17 protein-coding genes are annotated in these 15,265 nt (G+C 44.0%); 11 read left to right on the top strand and 6 right to left on the bottom strand.

Annotation, left to right across the window (positions count from 1 at the left end):
• Positions 1–27: 27 nt before the first annotated feature.
• Entirely contained in the window at positions 28–1,572 is a 1,545-nt protein-coding gene (locus J4227_02045; protein MBS3109287.1) for an ATP-binding protein, read from the bottom strand.
• 302 nt (positions 1,573–1,874) lie between these two features.
• On the opposite strand from J4227_02045, the gene J4227_02040 reads away from it, so the two are divergent.
• Positions 1,875–2,042, top strand: a complete 168-nt coding sequence (locus J4227_02040; protein ID MBS3109286.1) for a hypothetical protein — start codon at positions 1,875–1,877, stop codon at positions 2,040–2,042.
• A gap of 43 nt (positions 2,043–2,085) precedes the next feature.
• Here the strand turns inward: J4227_02040 and J4227_02035 are convergent, their stop codons facing one another.
• Positions 2,086–2,874, bottom strand: a complete 789-nt coding sequence (locus J4227_02035) for a hypothetical protein (protein ID MBS3109285.1) — start codon at positions 2,872–2,874, stop codon at positions 2,086–2,088.
• 239 nt (positions 2,875–3,113) lie between these two features.
• Positions 3,114–3,731, bottom strand: coding sequence for a hypothetical protein (locus J4227_02030; protein MBS3109284.1), 618 nt, complete (start codon positions 3,729–3,731; stop codon positions 3,114–3,116).
• Positions 3,732–3,892: 161 nt separating this feature from the next.
• On the opposite strand from J4227_02030, the gene J4227_02025 reads away from it, so the two are divergent.
• From J4227_02025 to J4227_02015, 3 genes are read left to right on the top strand one after another with little or no spacing between them, the layout of a single operon-like run.
• The gene (locus J4227_02025; GenBank protein ID MBS3109283.1) at positions 3,893–4,489 is read left to right on the top strand and encodes a hypothetical protein; all 597 of its coding nucleotides are present in this window, start codon (positions 3,893–3,895) and stop codon (positions 4,487–4,489) included.
• A 2-nt stretch (positions 4,490–4,491) separates the two neighbouring features.
• On the top strand, positions 4,492–5,109 hold the full coding sequence (locus J4227_02020; protein ID MBS3109282.1) for a hypothetical protein: 618 nt from the start codon (positions 4,492–4,494) through the stop codon (positions 5,107–5,109).
• 52 nt (positions 5,110–5,161) lie between these two features.
• Positions 5,162–5,731 (top strand): hypothetical protein, encoded by a 570-nt coding sequence (locus tag J4227_02015; GenBank protein ID MBS3109281.1) that lies wholly within the window; start codon positions 5,162–5,164, stop codon positions 5,729–5,731.
• Between the two features lie 108 nt (positions 5,732–5,839).
• On the opposite strand, the gene J4227_02010 is transcribed toward J4227_02015, so the two are convergent.
• Positions 5,840–6,526, bottom strand: coding sequence for a hypothetical protein (locus J4227_02010; protein ID MBS3109280.1), 687 nt, complete (start codon positions 6,524–6,526; stop codon positions 5,840–5,842).
• Between the two features lie 207 nt (positions 6,527–6,733).
• A complete protein-coding gene (locus J4227_02005) occupies positions 6,734–8,218 on the bottom strand; it encodes a glycine--tRNA ligase (GenBank protein MBS3109279.1) in 1,485 nt (494 codons plus the stop codon).
• Between the two features lie 91 nt (positions 8,219–8,309).
• Between J4227_02005 and J4227_02000 the strand changes: the two genes are divergently transcribed.
• Positions 8,310–8,504, top strand: a complete 195-nt coding sequence (locus tag J4227_02000; GenBank protein MBS3109278.1) for a hypothetical protein — start codon at positions 8,310–8,312, stop codon at positions 8,502–8,504.
• A gap of 32 nt (positions 8,505–8,536) precedes the next feature.
• Here the strand turns inward: J4227_02000 and J4227_01995 are convergent, their stop codons facing one another.
• Positions 8,537–9,835: a hypothetical protein gene (locus J4227_01995; protein MBS3109277.1), complete on the bottom strand. Its 1,299-nt coding sequence runs from the start codon at positions 9,833–9,835 to the stop codon at positions 8,537–8,539.
• Between the two features lie 90 nt (positions 9,836–9,925).
• Between J4227_01995 and J4227_01990 the strand changes: the two genes are divergently transcribed.
• The 6 genes from J4227_01990 to J4227_01965 all read left to right on the top strand — a co-directional run bounded on the left by J4227_01990 (position 9,926) and on the right by J4227_01965 (position 15,125).
• Complete coding sequence (locus J4227_01990; GenBank protein ID MBS3109276.1) at positions 9,926–10,495, top strand: M48 family metallopeptidase; 570 nt, start codon at positions 9,926–9,928, stop codon at positions 10,493–10,495.
• A 164-nt stretch (positions 10,496–10,659) separates the two neighbouring features.
• Entirely contained in the window at positions 10,660–11,862 is a 1,203-nt protein-coding gene (locus tag J4227_01985) for a penicillin-binding protein activator (protein ID MBS3109275.1), read from the top strand.
• 82 nt (positions 11,863–11,944) lie between these two features.
• On the top strand, positions 11,945–12,826 hold the full coding sequence (locus J4227_01980) for a branched-chain amino acid ABC transporter permease (GenBank protein ID MBS3109274.1): 882 nt from the start codon (positions 11,945–11,947) through the stop codon (positions 12,824–12,826).
• Positions 12,826–13,686 (top strand): branched-chain amino acid ABC transporter permease, encoded by an 861-nt coding sequence (locus J4227_01975; protein MBS3109273.1) that lies wholly within the window; start codon positions 12,826–12,828, stop codon positions 13,684–13,686. Before J4227_01980 ends, J4227_01975 begins: the two co-directional genes overlap by 1 nt.
• Positions 13,679–14,404, top strand: a complete 726-nt coding sequence (locus tag J4227_01970; protein ID MBS3109272.1) for an ABC transporter ATP-binding protein — start codon at positions 13,679–13,681, stop codon at positions 14,402–14,404. Before J4227_01975 ends, J4227_01970 begins: the two co-directional genes overlap by 8 nt.
• Before the next feature lie 25 nt (positions 14,405–14,429).
• Positions 14,430–15,125 carry an ABC transporter ATP-binding protein gene (locus J4227_01965; GenBank protein ID MBS3109271.1) on the top strand — a complete coding sequence of 232 codons (696 nt, stop codon included), beginning with the start codon at positions 14,430–14,432 and terminating at the stop codon, positions 15,123–15,125.
• The last annotated feature ends 140 nt before the right edge of the window (positions 15,126–15,265 follow it).

The raw sequence follows: 15,265 nt of genomic DNA, 5'->3' as shown, positions 1-15,265 counted from the left end.
TACATATTATAATATAACTAATATAAGCTATAATCCAACACCGATGAACTCTTTTTTGACTTCTTTGCGCGTCCCAACCGGGCTCCTTGGCAATAGTTCCGGGCCGAACATTGGCACTGCAATTGGCGTGGCAAATTTGGTGAACGTGCTTGTAATTATTGCCTCCCCCTTGTCCAAAGAGGCGATTGTCCTGCTGTCTTCGCTCAGGTCCTGGCTGGCGCTTTCTATTATTGCCTGCCTTTCCTGGGCCATCTCAATCCCAAGTATTATTTTCGTGTTCATATTCGCAAGTATATCCCTTGGTATCATTGAAGGAAGCTGTGTTATTGCCAAAAGCCCGATTTTGAACTTTCTGCCTTCCCTGGCAATTGTTGAAAACACATTCTGCCCTTTTTCAAGCACATCCTTGCCCAGCACCCTCGGGGCTTCCTCAATCACAATTGATATGACCGGCTTGCCTCTCAGGTCGCCTGACATGTTGTAATGCCTGTATTTCCCAAGAATGCTGTGGCTGACCATGGCGCCGACCAGAAGCTCAACAGCCCCTGCAAAATTTGAGGTATCGACAATTACAACACTGCCTTTTTCCAATTCATTCGTAATGTCTGATATTGTGGTTTCTCCTGCCTGAATGTCAAATATCCCGCTGCAAACAAGCCTGTCATCCTTCATCTTTACATCCAGCATGCTAATCATCTTTCTCCTGGCAACAGTTATTGTTCCCTCTTGAAAGCCAGGGACATCAACTGGCTTGTCAAGCACAAGGCTTTCTACCCACCTTTCCCCATACTGCTTGTAATAGGCATAAAGTGCCTGGGTCTGCGGGTCTGAAAGCTCGATCACTCCTGAGAAATGCTGCGGCTTTACCGATTTAAGGTTGATTTTCAGGCTTCTGGCGCCAGATGGCGGGTTTCTTGAAGTGTAATAGATTACCTTTTCCCTGCTTGGGTGGTCTTTCATCCCAAACTTGTTCCTGCCGTAGTATTCATCATGCGGGTCGAGGACGAGCATCCCGCAAAAATCCTCTGAAATTGCATTCCAGATCATGTTTGAGATCAAAACGCTTTTTCCCCTCCCTGTTGTCCCGGCAACCAAAATGTGGTGCGAAAAAACATCATCCCCTTTTAGGTAAATGTCCACATCCAGCTTTCTTGAGCCGCTTCTGAGCTTGCCCACTGAAATTGCATTTTCTGGCCGCGTCATAAATGCCAGGTCGTCCTTTGTGACCTCCCTTACTTCTGAAAAAAAACCCGGAAGTGCTTTGCATAGCTCTGCCCTTTTCCCTTTTATGGCAAGGACAGGCTTTAGGTAGGACAATGAGTAATTCCTGAGATGCGGGTCCATAAAATCAAGGTCGGTTTCCTCTTCGAGCTTCATTCCAGATACAAGCTCAAGGGTCTGCTGGCCAAGCTGGCTGCCGAAAAGAAGGTCATAGCACTGAAACAGGACTTTGCCCTGGCCGGGGCCGCTGCTGTCAGCCACAAGCAGCTCGCCAAGCTCCATGTCATTCCCTGACTTTTGCCGGATAATGATTTTGCCTATCTCCCCGCCTATGACCTGGCCTTTTATCATGCCGCAATAATCATCTGATTGTTTTTAAAGCTTTGCCGGGGCTTAGCAGAAAAGTTTACGTTTTGCCATCAATTTTGCGAGCATCTGGAAATAAGGCAGGCAGCAGTTTTCGAAGTGCGGTCACTCGCTCTGCTCGTTCGGCACTTAAGCGATTCCAAAAATCGTTAAGTTCCAGGGAGAAAACTGCCTTCATGGATAAGTGTCTCATGCGAGCCGATGGCAAAACCTGAGCCTTCAGGCGAAGTTTTCTGCTAAGCTTTTGCCGGGAAAAATTAATATAATACCCCAGATTAGAAAGCTGCATGGCATGGGAAGATGACAAAAAAAGGGCACTGCGAAAGGCCAAAGAATTGGAGTCAAAGGACAGCAAGATTGAATCAACAGGGAAAATGAAGCAGGAAGATGCTGAATTCCAGAAAGAGGCAAGAGAGCTCAAGGACATGATTTTCAGGAAAGGCCACAAAAAATAATTATTTCTGCCAAAAATTCCTGTTTCAAAACGCAATGGATATTTTACCCAAAGAAAATCTCAAGGCTTTTTTCCTTTGGCTGAAGCTGTTTCTTGGTGACCTTTATTTCCTGTTTTGCAATCATGAGCTTCTGGAACTTCCTCTTTGCCCTGCTGTTCATGAGGCTTCCTTCTATTGCCTCTGCCAGCTTTTCAGGCCTTGCCAGGGTTGATTCAGAAAGCACATTGGCCACTTCATGCTCCATGCTCTTTTTTCCCAGGATGCGCTTGACATCCCCCTGCGTCAGCAGCATTCTTATGAATTCCTCCCTCTCCATCTGTGTAAGGAACTTGTTTGGCCCATTGAAGCCAATTATTTCCGCAGCCTTTGTTGGCTTGGACAACAGCAGGTATTTCACAAGCTGCAGGGTCCTGACAACTTCATTCCTGTAGCTTTGCTTGTTCAGGCCTGCCATGGTGTCAAAAAGAATATCCTCAAACTTGATTGTCCTTATGCCGTCCAATGCCTTAAAATCCGCCAGCCTGTTTGAGCTTCCGATCACCAGCACTTTGTCATATTCAGCCTCAATGCCAAGCGATTCCCTGATTGTGGACTTGACCTTCCGGACAACGTTCTTATCGTTGAATTTCATTTCGAATTCAGCCATGGAAACATTGTCCAGGCTGCTGATGGTGCAGGCAGTCTCTATGTGCATGACCTTGCTGACGTTTCCGCCGGTGATTTTTACTGCAAGAATGTCGATTATCCTGTTATTTTCAAGCGGTATGCTGTCAATTGTGAAGAAACCCTTCCGGCTGAGCCATTGGTTGATAATCTCTCTTTCAGGATTCATTCATACCCCCTCTGTTAACACCCTAAAGTCCACGGATATAAAAAGCTTTGCGGTAAGTTGGCTTCGCCCGAAAAGTTAGTTTGGGCATCAATTTTGCGAAGCCCGTTCCCGGAGGGATTATGCATTTTTCGGGGTTGCAGAGGAGAAAAATGCAATTCGCGAGAAGCTGCAAAGCTGAGCAGATGCCCAAACCGAGCCGGAAGGCGAGTTTTCGGGCAAAGCATGGTAAGTTTGTCGGGTCATTTGATGTCCCTGACACTCAAATCATACATGATTTCCTCTATTTTTTTGAGGTTCCACTTAACGCTGTCATACTTCTTTCGAAGCTCGCCGTTACGGAAATTGAACTTGAGCAGCTCGCCGTGCGTCATTTCGACTATTTTCCTAATGCTTTCAACCTCAGAAATGTTCTTTTTTCCGCCCTGAAGCACAGCCCTGCGCGCCATTTCGCCTGTGAAATCGCACAGTCCCATCAGGTAGTCATCAGCACTGGCTCCAATCTGTTTCTTGCTGGCAAGTTTGCCCTGTGTTGCATAGGTGTAGAATAGGTAGGCTTCAGCATACTCCTGCATGGCTGCCTTGAAGGCCCCAATGCTTTCCATTTCCGGCATGCCTTTCATGGATTTTCTCAGGACAGCTATTTGGCTGCCAGCACTGGCCAGAAATTCCCTTGCCTTAACCATATCATCCCTATGGGCACAGTAAATCGCGTATTTTGCATTGGAAAGAATGTCCCTGCTTTGCTTGATAAGCTGGTCCCTTTGCTTGTCAAACTTCTCCATCTCATCCCTCATTTGGGAAAATTCCCTTTCATTGCCACTGAGGTTTCTTGCCATGCCAGGTGTTCTTGCTGCCATAACCGCAAAGATGCAACGGTATTTTATAAAGATTCGCCATTGCCGGGCCGGGCCAAGCAATAATCATATCTTCCCTCATTTTTCTTCTCGATAATCCATTTTTCTTCATATTTGCCACAATAGAAAAATTTATATATGGATTAAGAGTAAGGTAGACTAATATGGCAGAGGAATCAGTGTTCAGATCAGTCCTAAGTTTTTTTACGGATATAGGCATTTACGACGTCATCCTGCCTTTTTTGCTGGTATTTACCATCGTTTTTGCCATACTCGAAAAGACCAAGGTGCTTGGCACCGAAGAAATCGAAGGCAAAAAATATACAAAGAAAAACCTGAACTCAATGGTTGCATTTGTCATGGCATTCCTTGTTGTGGCATCTGCACAACTGGTAAGGATAATCAACGAGACAATGGCCAATATTGTGCTGTTGCTCCTGATTTCAGTTTCGTTCCTGCTCCTAATAGGATCCTTTTACAGGGAGGATGAGCATGTTGCTCTCTTCGGCGGGTGGAGGACCGCTTTTACCTGGGGGATGCTGGTTGCATTGTTGCTTATTTTTGCCGCGGCAATCAGGATTGACACATCCTCAGGAGAACAAAGGCTGCTGGTCTGGCTTTGGAGCTCAGTGGTCAACTTCTGGGATACTAGGTGGATGGCAGCAATAATATTGTTGATTATTGTTGTGATATTTATGTATTTTATAGTGAACGAAGGAAGGCCGACAAAATCGGCACACGAAAAGAAAGGTGGTGATTAAACATGGCAAATGGAGCTTTGCAGGACTTTATCAGGTGGCTGGACGATGTTGGCGTAAGAGACGTCATGCTTCCATTCCTACTGATCTTCACAATATTCTTCGCAATCCTGCAGAAGACAAAAGTATTGGGTGAAGGAAAAAAGAACATGAACCTGGCTGTGGCGCTGGTAATCGCGCTGATTGTGGTAATCCCACATGTCACAAACGATTACCCGTCCGAAGATGTTGATCCGGTGGCCATTATGAATAAGGCCCTGCCAAATGTATCCATCGTGTTGATTGCGGTGCTGATGCTGTTGGTGTTGGTGGGCATGTTCGGCGGCGAATACAAGCTGTTTGGAGTTGCCTTATCCGGCTGGATAACTTTCCTGTCCGTGGCAGTGATACTGTTCATCTTCGGGGCAGCTGCTAACTGGTGGGGAGGCTGGGACTGGATTGAAGTTAATTTTGGAGACGACGCCCTGTCAATGGCAATAATATTGATTATATTTGGCCTACTGGTCGCATTCATCACCAGCGAGCCAAAGGAGAGTCATGGACCGAGCGAATTCAGGCAGGACCTCAAGAATATTTACAGCGGAGGCGGTGGAGGCAGCCAAGGTGGCGGCGGTCACCATTAATTTTTTTTATTTTTATTTTAAATCCGCTCTAAGGGGCTCGGAAGTGTAAACAATGGCAACTATTCTTGATACCGGGCTATTGAACAAGTTCTCATTCCTCTTCTCTATGTTGCTTATCATTGTCCTTGTGTACGGGATTCTTGAATACATCAATCTCTTCAAGGACAGGCAGGGGCTGCACATCCTGGTGGCGTTCCTGATTGGAATTACTCTGCTGCTTGTGCCATCTGTGAATACTGTAATTTCAACCATTACCCCTTGGTTTGTCCTGATGTTTATTTTCATCCTTCTCATGGTTATAGCATATAAGATGTTAGGGGCAACTGACTCTGATATCAAGGATGCCATGATCCATAACAAGTCCATTGTCTATTGGATTATGATTTTTAGCGTGATTATCCTTCTTGGCGGCCTGGGAACTGTGTTTTTCAGCGGTGGCGAGCACAATGTAGGCGTCACTGTCAATGGGACCCAGGCAAATGTGGATGGGGATGTGGGAGAAACCGGAACAAGCGCATTATTCGCAACAATATTCCATCCAAAGGTGCTTGGCCTCATCTTCCTTATGCTGATTGGGGTGTTCACAATCACAACGCTGTCCAGCAAGGTCAAGCTTGACTAATCAGGCTGGCGAATTTCTCCAGGCAAATCCATATTGTTACAGCAATATTAAACAGGCAATATAAAACAGAATTTGGATCTATTACACCTATTATTCCTTATCTTGCATCTATTTGCTGGAGGATTTCATCTTAAGGTCCTTGGCGAGCCTTGACAGCTCATTGACATTTTCAGTGAAAGTTGGCAGGATCTTGGAAAATACCTTTTCCATGGCCTTTATTTCCGCACCAAGGTTAGTGAGGTTTTGGTCATATTCGCCAACCTTGCCGAGAATGCCCTTGTGCAGTGTTTCAAAGTCAGCCCGGATATCATTCATCCTCTGCTCCAATTGTGTAATCCTGGACTCAGTCTTGTCTTTCCATTCAATAATCTTGTTGACATTCTTGACAAGCTCATTCCATTTTTCTTCAATAATGGCTTCTGCAATTTCCTCAATTTTTTCATCAGGGCTCCCTGCTGGGTAATTCTGCTGATAGCTGCCTGGATGCTGGCCATAATATGGCTGGTCCATTGGCTGCCCCTGGCTTCCCATGTCCTGCGGGTCGGGATATTGCCCATAGTCCATTGGATTGCCTCCCTGCTGCATGTCAGCCTGGCCCATGGTATTGTAGGACTGGTATGGCTGGCTCGCTGGGTACCCTCCCTGCTGCTGCGGCTGGCCCATTAGGTCGTCTGGTGTTCCTGGCTGCTGGAAAGCGCCAAGCTGGTCAGGCGGCAAGTTTGTTGCAGAATCAGAGAATGGAGGCGGAGGCATGGAAGCCTCTTCCTTTTTCTTGCTTAAGCCAAAAAGAGCCATCTTTTCACCACTTTTATTTGCAATATCAATCTCTATGTTATGTTTATGATGTAAATGTACTTGAGCATATACCCATAATTAACCTGCTAATCCGAATCCCTAATGCTTCTGCCAAGGGTAGCTATTAACTGGAATGTATATAAATGTTACGCAATCATGCTCTCCTGGCCTGCCTGTGCATTTGTTGCCCTTCTATCCAAATGTCATTCAGCCATTATTCATTACAGCAGCTAAATGCGCCGCGAGTTCGTTTATCTTGACCCTTATCTGCGTTGTATCATCCCTGTTCCTGACCGTCACTGTACTGTCATTGAGTGAGTCAAAGTCAACAGTTACGCAAAATGGAATCCCAATCTCATCTGCCCTGGCATACCTCCTGCCAATGCTTCCTGACTGGTCATAAGAGCAGGAAAATTCCCGCTTCAGCTTGGAATAAACATTCCTGGTGAAGCTTGTCAATTCTTCTTTGTTGGAGACCAAGGGAAACACTGCCACCTTTGTGGATGCCAAAGCAGGATGAAGCCTGAGAACAATATTGCCCCTTTCCTTGTCATCATCATATGCATCAAATAAAAATGCAAGCATTGCCCGCTCTATCCCCTGCGAAGGCTCTGACGCCACATAGGGCACAATCTTGGACTTGGTTTCCTCGTCAAATAATGAGAGGTCCTTGCCTGAAAACTTCATATGCTGCTCCAGGTCAAATATCCCCCTGTCAGCATTCCCGTGTATTTCCTTCCAGCCAAACGGGAAATTGTATTCAATGTCAAAACATGCTGAGGCATAATGCGCCAGCTCTTCCTTGTGGTGCTCCCTGAGCCTCAGGTTCTTGGCCTTAATCCCGTAATCAGTGAAAAAACGATAGAATGATGCGACCCAGTACGCATGCCATTCAGTGGCAAATTTTCCGGTGGAAACCATCTTCTTGAATGTTGTTTTTCGCATCTCTTTTTCATCAGCCAGGAGCACATTTGCTTCCATATCCTCAATCTCCCTGAAAAAAGGGCACGTATTTTTCTTTGACGGGTTTACAAAATATTCTATCTCAAATTGCTCAAATTCCCTGCTCCTAAAAAGAAAATCCCTTGGCGAAATTTCATTTCGGAAGGCCTTGCCGGTCTGGGCAATCCCGAATGGGAGCTTTAGCCTTGCGGTTTCGACCACTATCCTCATATTCGAGAAAATGAGCTGGGCAGTTTCAGGCCTCAGGTATGAGATTGATGAGTCCGATTCAACAGGCCCGACATTTGTCCTGAGCATCAGGTTGAATTTTTTTGGCGTTGCAAGGTCTCCTTTGCACTGCGGGCACTTTACCTTGTGCTTTTCCAGCAGCCTTTCAATCTCCTCTATCCTCATGCCCTCGGTGGCCACTCCTGCAGCATCCTCGAGCAGCAGGTCTGCCCTGAACCTCATCTTGCATTTTGTGCAATCCAAAAGAAAATCAGTGAATGAGCTCACATGCCCTGAAGCCTGCCATACTTTCGGATGGCTTATTATTGCGCCATCCAGCCCGACAACATCATCCCTTTGCTGGACAAATCTTCGCCAAAGCGCTGATTTGATGTTGTTCTTGATCTCAACCCCACACGGGCCAAAATCCCAGAACCCTGAATAGCCGCCATACAGCTCTGAATTCATAAAGACAATTCCCTTCTTTTTGCAAAATACAGTCATTTCTTCAATGCTTGCCATGGAAACAAGCTAATCCGCGATGTATATTAATTTTATGTTTAGGCGGGGGCGTTAGCCCTGAGTTGGGGCAGGGCAGAGGTGCGACTCTGCCATGGAAAAGGAAAAAAGACTGGATACAAAAATTCATCGGTTGTTTGCCAAAGCAGAATCTGTAGGAACTTCAGTTCAGGCAGATCTTGGAAGTGGAGTTACGCAAACTAATTATACTATTGATGGAAAACAAGTTGAAAATCCTCTGCAAGAAGCTATGATAGATGGACAATGCGTGGTTTCTGGATATGAATAGCTCTAAAATATAATCCTTGAATTAGAATTGTTTTATTTCTGAGTAAATTTCTCTTTCAAATAGAAAGATAATGCTTTCTTTAGGGGTTCAGCATATTCTTTGTCTAAAAAAGTGCAACTGTATTTTTCACCATTATTTTTTTCTATTATTATCTGAGCATTTCCTTTTAAAGTCACTAACTTTATATCTGAATATAGAAAATCATTCATTGCATAAGATAAAATTTGAGTTAGACCCATTGTTTTTAGCATTTGTTCTCCTTTCTGTCTTATTTCAGATCGGTTGTAAAAGAAATTGTTTTGAACATAATCAACTTCACCAACTATTTTATTTCCTCCAGAAACAGGCACTTGAACTAGCAATAATCTATAGTTTGTTACAAATAAAGTATTTTCTGGAAAATATGTTTTTCCAGCACCTAAAGTTGCTGAACCAAATGGCTTAAAAATGTCCTTGAAACTCGCTGCAGTTTTAAGTATGCCAAAAATAGAGAATACTATTTGTTCATTTTGGTAAGACATAATTTGATGTTGAATTGTGGTTTTATCTATATCTACATATTCTTTGGATTGATTTTCCCTAAATTTTACATTTTTAATTCTTTTTAATTCTATTATTGAAAGAATTAACATTAAAATCATAAATCCACCAAAAATTAAAGGGATGAAGAAAGGAACTTTTAAGAAGAACAGAATAACAAGGAAAATGAACATAAACGGAATAAACTTTACTAATTCAAGCTTTTTTTCGATTATTAGATAATCTTGATTGACTTCATCAAAATTATTACTTTCTTTTATATTTTTAATCCAAGAGTATCTTACTAATTTCATAAAGAAATCGAAAATTTTGAATCCTAAGAATATGAATACAAAATATTTTAATGATATCTGGTTTAAAGGTATGCTTGAGGTAACAATGTTAGAAATTTCCTTATGAAAAAAAAGAAAAATTAAACCTATTGAAAAAATATGTGCAATAACACCAAAGATGGTTTTTATTAACTCATAATATTCACTTGTTATTATTAGAGTTCTATATCCTTTAGCATCATTATTGGCTGTATTTATATCATATACTGCTTTTAATTTAATAATTTTTAGATAACCAGCTATTAGAGTGATAATAATTTCTGTACCAACCAGTATCAAAATAATATTCAAAGGTATCTGAAAAAACTTTGAAAGGATAAATCCCAATACTGCCAGAAAAATAATATTCTTTATTATGATTGTGAAGCTAAGCCCTTCTTTGATTAATTCAGCTTTTTTAGTTAAATCAGCTAAACTCGAATCCTTTGAAAATGGATTTGGCACAATTGATTTAATCATTCATTTATAAATGAACATCCATATTTATAAAACTTCTTTTTTCAAATCTTTTTTGTCCCATTTTAGTCCCTAATTGTTACATTGTGCTGTGTGTTAAGAAAAGCAAGTTTCCTGCTAGGTTTTTCTGCAGATACAGATAAAATGTTATCTGGGGCTTGTAGCATTTCTGGGGAAAGTCATTACTTCCTAGGAAACAGATACCGATTAAATATTGTGCATACAGACGGAAATCCAAAAGTAGAGATTAAAAGAAAAACACACATTGACTTGCATATTAATCCAAAAGCCAGCACAGAGAAAAGAGAAGAAACGCTAAATAATTTTTACAGAAGAGAACTAAAAAAGCAACTTCCCCCTCTTGTTGAAAAATGGCAGAAGGTAACTGGTGTTCAAGTAAACGAAGTTAAAGTTAAGAAGATGAAAACTAAATGGAGAACAAGCAACCCAAAAGATAAGAGAATATGGCTTAATCTTGAATTAGCAAAAAATCCGCTTAAATTAACAGAATATGTGATCGCGCATGAGATGACGCACTTATTAGAAAAAACCCATACAGAACGATTCCACGATTTAATGGATTCATTTATGCCACAATGGGAACAATACAAGAATGAATTAAATAATTCGGTTCTTGGCCATTTTGAATGGAAAAATGCTTAAAAACATCCGAATTCTTAACAGCCGACGGTTAACATCTACAGGATGAACAATACGATGCAGTCGGTAGCTTTATAAATAATGAATAAAAAATATTTCCAGCATTTGCATTTTCAGGGATTTAATCACGATTTAATCATTAATAACCAAACTAGGGGGTGCAGATAATGCAGACAAATAAATTATTTCTGGCAGGATTGGCGGCACTGGTCATCCTAATGATTGGGTGCACGCCTGTCGCACAGAACGGTGTTCCGGATGTACGGCCCGCAAACGGCGAAACTGAAACATCCGGAGAACCAGATGCGCAGGCAACAACAGAAACTGTCAAGCTTGGCCTGATGCTGCCTCTAAGCGGCGACGCAACAGCATACGGAAATCCAATCAGGACAGCAGCTTTCATTGCAGCTGATGAGATAAACGCCAAAGGCGGCATCAATGGAAAGATGATAGAATTTGTCACAGAGGACAGCAAATGCAGTCCCAAGGATGGGGCATCTGCAGCCCAAAAGCTCGTGAATGTGGACAAAGTCAAGGTGATTATCGGCGGAGCCTGCTCGGGTGAAACTCTCGGCGCGGCACCGATTACAGAGGCCGCTAAGGTCATCTTAATCTCCCCATCAGCAACATCGCCCGACATCACAGCAGCAGGCGACTATGTTTTCAGGATTGCACCTTCCGATGCATTTGCAGGGGAAGTCGCAGCCAAGTACGCATCTGATGATTTGGGCAGGTCCAAGGCAGTTGTTTTCTCAGAGACAACCGATTATGCGCAGGGCCTTAGGAAAGTGTTCAAGGAAAATTTTGAATTGCTGGGTGGCGCGGTTGTCGCAGATGAAACATTTTCTTCAGAGGACACTGACATGAGGACACAGGTGCTGAAAGCCAAGAACGCAAATCCCGATGTAATATATATTGTCGCCCAAACTCCGGCAAAAGCAACCTTATTGCTGAAACAGCTCAAGGAATCAGGCATGGAACAGGAGATCGTTGCAAGTGAGGTTTTGCTTGGCCGGGATTTCATTGCTGAAAATTCCGAGCTTATAGAAGGAGCGATAGGGATTGAGCCCAAAGTGGATGACACATCCCCGACAACAGCTGCACTATTTGCCAAATACAAGGAGCAGACTGGCGAGGAAGTTCCATGGCCTCAGTTTGTGGCAGGAGTCTATGACGCTGTTTACCTGGTTTCAGATGCCATCTCCTTATATGGCGAGGACACTGACAAGATCAGGGACAATCTTTACTCTGTGAAGGATTACAATGGCGCCATTGGCAAGCTGACTTTTGACGAGAATGGCGATCCTTTGCTGCCTTACTCTGTAAAGAAGATAACTGGTGGGAAGGCAGTGGAGATTGCAACGGCTTAATCCGGCTTTTTTAACTGCCGGGGAAATTTCCCGGCGGCATTTTGCAAAAGGGTTAAATACCCTTTTGTTTTAAATTCTTAAAATGTCAGTCTTCATGCAATTGCTGGTCAATGGCTTAATCGCAGGCAGCATCTACATGCTGGTTGCCAGCGGTTTTTCTCTTATATACTCAGTCAACAAATTCCAGAATTTCGCTATTGGCTCAATGGTTGCCTTTGCCGGTTATATGACCTACCTGTTTTATTCTAAGCTGGCTATTGGCCATTTCCTGCTGGTCATACCTCTCGTAATTGTGGCCACAATAATCCTTGGGCTTGCCCTGGATTTTGTTGTTTTCAGGCAGTTGCGCAGGCGCAATGCAAGCTACACAGTCATGATGATTGCATCCTTGGCGCTTTTGACGCTTCTTAGTTCATTATTGCTCATTGCATTCAGTTCAGATGTCAAGATTATCAAGGCAAACAATGTGTCGCATGAGATTCTTGGTGCGCGAATGACTGATATCCAGTTGTTTATAATTGCAGCCTCAATTTTGGTCATAGCATTCCTTTACTGGATTTCTTTCAGAACCAAGATAGGCAAGGCCATGCGCGCTCTGGCAGACAATAAGGACGTTGCGCAGATTGTGGGGATTGACCCAGAAAAAGTTTACATGGTTACTGCTATACTTGCTTCCCTGCTTGCGGGTGTGGCCGGAATCCTGATTGGCATGGAGAACAACCTTTATCCTCAAATGGGCCTCATGTTAATTGTCAAGGGATTTGCCGCCTCAATCATGGGTGGCGTCGGGTTGCTGCACGGCACAGTGCTCGGAAGCTACCTTCTGGGATTTGCAGAAAATTTTGGCATTTGGTATATCCCCTCAGGATATAAGGACGCAATTTCATTCATGCTGCTCTTTGTCTTCTTGCTGTTCAGGCCATACGGGCTGCTTGGCCGCAAGAAACGGGAGGATGTTTCATAATGGCGTATGAATATTTTGTCCATGAAGGAATCATTCTCGCCTTATTTGTAATTAATGTGATGGCGTTTAACCTGGCCTTTGGCTATACTGGTGTCATCCAGCTTGGCCATGTTGCATTAATAGGTTTTGGAGCCTACAGTTCAGCATTGCTCTCTAAACTGCTTGGCATCAATCCATGGATTTCCATCCTGTTTGCCGGAATCATGACTTGCATTTTCGGGGTTCTCATGTCAATTCCTGCGCTGAGGCTGAAAAAGGACTATCTCTCTCTTGTCATGCTTGGCCTTAACTTTATTTTGTATGCTGTTGCCAGGAACTGGATTTCGCTGACAAGGGGAGCTCTGGGGTTGCCCGGCCTTTCCAGGCTTGTCAAGGACAACAATCTCACATTAATCATTGCCATTGCCCTGGTCGCACTTACTTATATTTCAATCAAGATTTTGACCAATTCACGCATCGGCAAAATTATGCAGGGCATCCGTGACGATGAGCTTTCTGTGTCTGTCCTTGGCAAGAACCCTGCCATCTACAAAGCAATATCACTTGGCATTTCAGGCTTCTTTGCGGGCATTGCCGGGGCATTTTATGTACATTACATAACATTCCTGGATCCATCAATATTTGAGCTTGGCTATCTTATACTTTTATTGTCTGCCCTGAATCTGGGAGGCCTGGGGCATTTGGAAGGCTCAATTCTTGGCGCTTTTATTGTGTCATTTTTTAGTGTGGCTGTTAGATTTACAGGGCTCCCGGCGGATATCCTTGGCCCGATGCGGGATATAATCTACGCATCCATCCTAATTGCAATTCTTGTGTACTGGCCGCGCGGCCTTTTCGGGAAGGTGAACCTGAATGACTAGCCGCATCAGCAATGGAGCAGGGAACATCCGGAACATTCTGGAAGTCAGGAATGTCTCCAAGCATTTTGGAGGCGTGAATGCAGTGGAATCCTGCAGCTTCCAAGTTGAGGAGGGAAAAATAACTTCGCTCATAGGCCCGAATGGCGCAGGCAAGACAACAGCCTTCAACATAATAACCGGTGTTATCCGGTCTGACACCGGCAGGATCTTCCTCGATGGCAAGGATATAACAAGAAAGCAAGTGCATGAAATCGCATTGTCTGGCATAAGCAGGACATTTCAGCAGGCAAGGCTTTTTAAGAATCTGTCCGTGCTTGAAAACCTAACAATTGCTTCTTCTGCCAGCCCTGAAGCTATTAAAGAGCTTCTTGCTTCCATGCATTTTTACAAGGATCTTTCAACTCCATGTTGCGACCTGAGCTATGGCCAGCAGAGGATTGTGGAAATTGCGCGGGCGCTTCTTTTTGAGCACAAACTGCTTTTACTGGATGAGCCAACCGCTGGGCTTAACCAAAAGGCAAGGCAGGAGCTGAAGAATATTTTAAGGAATCTCAAGAAAAAGAAGAGCACAATTTTGCTAATTGAGCACGACATGGATTTTGTCATGGACATCAGTGATGAGGTAATTGTCATGGCGCAGGGCATGGTTTTGACCCGCGGTCCCCCCTGTGCCATTAGAAAGGACCCAAAAGTGCTTGAGGTGTATCTGGGCAAATGAGGAAAGCAGCTGATTCAATACTTGAATGCAGGAAACTTGGGGGGGCTTTGGAAAGTTGCAAATACTGTTTGGCATGGACTTGGCAGTCAGGCGCGGTGGCATAACTGTCTTGATTGGCCCGAATGGCGCGGGCAAAAGCACTGTCCTGAAAAGCATTTTCAATTTGACCACTATTTATGGCGGGAATATTTTTCTGAATGGGAAGGATATTACCGGGCTTCCAACATATGAGCTCATTGAGCTGGGCATCGGCTATGTGCCGCAGGGAAGGCAAATATTTCCCAGCCTAACCGTAAAGGAAAACCTTGAAATGGGGGCATTTCTCTCAAGGGAGCCTGACCTGGTCGGCAAAAGGATTGGGGAAATCATGGGGATGTTCCCCGACCTCAAGGCACGGATGCAGGACTATGCATTTTCTCTTTCAGGAGGCCAGCAGCAGCTCCTTGCAATGGCCCGGGCCATGATGCAAAATCCAAGCCTCCTGCTGCTTGACGAGCCTTCCATAGGCCTGGCGCCCAGGATTGTCGGCCAGATTTTCCAGAAGATTCAGGAAATCAACAATAAAGGGACATCGATTCTCATGGTAGAGCAAAATGCCAGGATGGCCACAGCAATAGCTGATGAGATATACGTGCTCGAAAGCGGAAAGATTGCACTGCACGGCGACAGGAAAATCCTGAAGATGAAGAAGATACAGCAAATCTACCTTGGCGGATACTGAGGCCGCCTTGCATGAAACCTGGCCCGTCCTGTCAAAACCTTTTTAAACCCCCCTCTTCTCCTAAATGGCATTGCCTAGCCATGAGGTTGGCCGAAAGGGACTCAGGGCGCACTGCAAGGCGATAAAATGCAGTAACATGA

It is taken from the genome of Candidatus Woesearchaeota archaeon, assembly GCA_018303405.1.
GTDB lineage: Archaea > Nanobdellota > Nanobdellia > Woesearchaeales > JABMPP01 > JAGVYD01.
Note: the sequence above shows the minus strand (reverse complement) of the source record. Positions and strands in the feature narration are given on the sequence as shown.

Coding starts and splice junctions, on each gene's coding strand:
- J4227_02045 (MBS3109287.1), bottom strand. CDS start 1,572: ATGATAAAAGGCCAGGTCATAGGCGGGGAGATAGGCAAAATCATTATC.
- J4227_02040 (MBS3109286.1), top strand. CDS start 1,875: ATGGCATGGGAAGATGACAAAAAAAGGGCACTGCGAAAGGCCAAAGAA.
- J4227_02035 (MBS3109285.1), bottom strand. CDS start 2,874: ATGAATCCTGAAAGAGAGATTATCAACCAATGGCTCAGCCGGAAGGGT.
- J4227_02030 (MBS3109284.1), bottom strand. CDS start 3,731: ATGGCAGCAAGAACACCTGGCATGGCAAGAAACCTCAGTGGCAATGAA.
- J4227_02025 (MBS3109283.1), top strand. CDS start 3,893: ATGGCAGAGGAATCAGTGTTCAGATCAGTCCTAAGTTTTTTTACGGAT.
- J4227_02020 (MBS3109282.1), top strand. CDS start 4,492: ATGGCAAATGGAGCTTTGCAGGACTTTATCAGGTGGCTGGACGATGTT.
- J4227_02015 (MBS3109281.1), top strand. CDS start 5,162: ATGGCAACTATTCTTGATACCGGGCTATTGAACAAGTTCTCATTCCTC.
- J4227_02010 (MBS3109280.1), bottom strand. CDS start 6,526: ATGGCTCTTTTTGGCTTAAGCAAGAAAAAGGAAGAGGCTTCCATGCCT.
- J4227_02005 (MBS3109279.1), bottom strand. CDS start 8,218: ATGGCAAGCATTGAAGAAATGACTGTATTTTGCAAAAAGAAGGGAATT.
- J4227_02000 (MBS3109278.1), top strand. CDS start 8,310: ATGGAAAAGGAAAAAAGACTGGATACAAAAATTCATCGGTTGTTTGCC.
- J4227_01995 (MBS3109277.1), bottom strand. CDS start 9,835: ATGATTAAATCAATTGTGCCAAATCCATTTTCAAAGGATTCGAGTTTA.
- J4227_01985 (MBS3109275.1), top strand. CDS start 10,660: ATGCAGACAAATAAATTATTTCTGGCAGGATTGGCGGCACTGGTCATC.
- J4227_01980 (MBS3109274.1), top strand. CDS start 11,945: ATGTCAGTCTTCATGCAATTGCTGGTCAATGGCTTAATCGCAGGCAGC.
- J4227_01975 (MBS3109273.1), top strand. CDS start 12,826: ATGGCGTATGAATATTTTGTCCATGAAGGAATCATTCTCGCCTTATTT.
- J4227_01970 (MBS3109272.1), top strand. CDS start 13,679: ATGACTAGCCGCATCAGCAATGGAGCAGGGAACATCCGGAACATTCTG.
- J4227_01965 (MBS3109271.1), top strand. CDS start 14,430: ATGCAGGAAACTTGGGGGGGCTTTGGAAAGTTGCAAATACTGTTTGGC.